Source organism: Streptomyces sp. NPDC001492, from assembly GCF_053597275.1.
This window is the reverse complement of record NZ_JBSFHW010000117.1, coordinates 1-1,583: the sequence shown is the minus strand read 5'-3', so window position 1 is coordinate 1,583 and position 1,583 is coordinate 1. Positions and strand designations below refer to the sequence as shown.

The 1,583-nt window shown below is 65.3% G+C and carries 2 protein-coding genes; both read right to left on the bottom strand.

The annotated features are described in order from the left end of the window. Positions 1-1,116 (bottom strand): maltose alpha-D-glucosyltransferase (gene treS / locus ACWC1K_RS50650; RefSeq protein WP_450840999.1); only part of this gene is annotated, 1,116 nt, incomplete at its 3' end. Further along, positions 1,113-1,583, bottom strand: a 471-nt coding sequence (locus ACWC1K_RS50645; RefSeq protein ID WP_450840998.1) for a DUF3459 domain-containing protein, incomplete at its 5' end; no start/stop codon positions are given. The genes treS and ACWC1K_RS50645, both read right to left, overlap by 4 nt.

The following is a 1,583-nucleotide window of genomic DNA, read 5'->3' as shown; positions in this document are numbered from 1 at the left end:
GTCGTTGTCCAGGAGCGGGGCGAGCCGGCGGCGGATGCCGATGTTGGCGCGCATACGCGGGTCCTTGGCGTATTCCGCCCACATGTAGTCGCGTTCCTCGTCGGTGACCATTTCCAGGGTCAGCTCGTCGTGGTTGCGCAGGAAGATGCCCCACTGGCAGCCCGCGGGGATGGCGGGGGTCTTGGCGAGGATTTCCGAGACGGGGTAGCGGGATTCCCGTCGTACGGCCATGAAGATGCGGGGCATGACGGGGAAGTGGAATGCCATGTGGCATTCGTCGCCGCCGCTCTGGAAATCGCCGAAGTAGTCGACGACGTCCTCCGGCCACTGGTTGGCCTCGGCCAGCAGGACCGTGTCCGGGTAGTGCGCGTCTATCTCCTTGCGCACCCGCTTGAGGAACTCATGGGTGGCCGGCAGGTTCTCGCAGTTGGTGCCCTCCTGCTGGTAGAGGTACGGCACCGCGTCCAGGCGGAAGCCGTCGATGCCCAGGTCCAGCCAGAAACGGAGGGCGGAGATCATCTCCTCCTGCACGGCCGGGTTCTCGTAGTTGAGGTCCGGCTGGTGGGAGAAGAAGCGGTGCCAGTAGTACTGCTTGCGGACCGGGTCGAAGGTCCAGTTGGAGGCCTCCGTGTCGACGAAGATGATCCGCGCGTCCGGGAACTGCTTGTCGTCCTCCGCCCACACGTAGTAGTCGCCGTACGGGCCGTCGGGGTCTTTTCTCGACTCCTGGAACCACGGGTGCTGGTCGCTGGTGTGGTTCATGACGAAGTCGATGATGACGCGCATGCCGCGCTGGTGGGCGGCGTCGACGAATTCGACGAAGTCGGCGAGGTCACCGAACTCCGGGAGGACGGCCGTGTAGTCCGAGACGTCGTAACCGCCGTCGCGGAGCGGTGACTTGAAGAAGGGCGGCAGCCACAGGCAGTCGACGCCCAGCCACTGCAGATAGTCGAGTTTGGCGGTGATTCCCTTGAGGTCGCCGACTCCGTCGCCGTTGCTGTCCTGGAAGGAGCGGACGAGGACCTCGTAGAAGACCGCACGCTTGAACCAATCAGGGTCCCGGTCCTTGGCGGGAGTGTCCTCGAAGGTGTCCGGAACGGGTTCGTTGACGATCATGTTGTGGGTGACCCTCCGATCTGCGGGGTGGACGGTCGCAGGACGGTGCTGTGCTCACCCGGGGGCTGACCCCCGGACCCCCAGCCGACAACAAGGACGTGTGCCCCGCCTGGCCCAAGGCGCACATAGTTGGACCTGCCCCAGTGATAGGTCTCGCCGGTGAGCTCGTCGCGCACCGGCATCGACTCGTGCCATTCCAGGCCGAGTTGCGGCATGTCCAACGAGACCGTGGCCTCCTGGGTGTGGTGCGGGTCGAGGTTGGCGACCACCAGAACCGTGTTCGATCCGCTCCGCTTCGAGTACGCGATCACCGCGTCCTTGTCCGCGTGGTGGAAGTGGAGGTCGCGCAGCTGACGCAGGGCAGGGTTCGCGCGTCGGATGGTGTTGAGCCGGGTGATGAGGGGGGTGATGGTGCGGCCTTCGCGTTCGGCCGTTTCCCAGTCGCGGGGGCGCAGCTGGTATTTCTC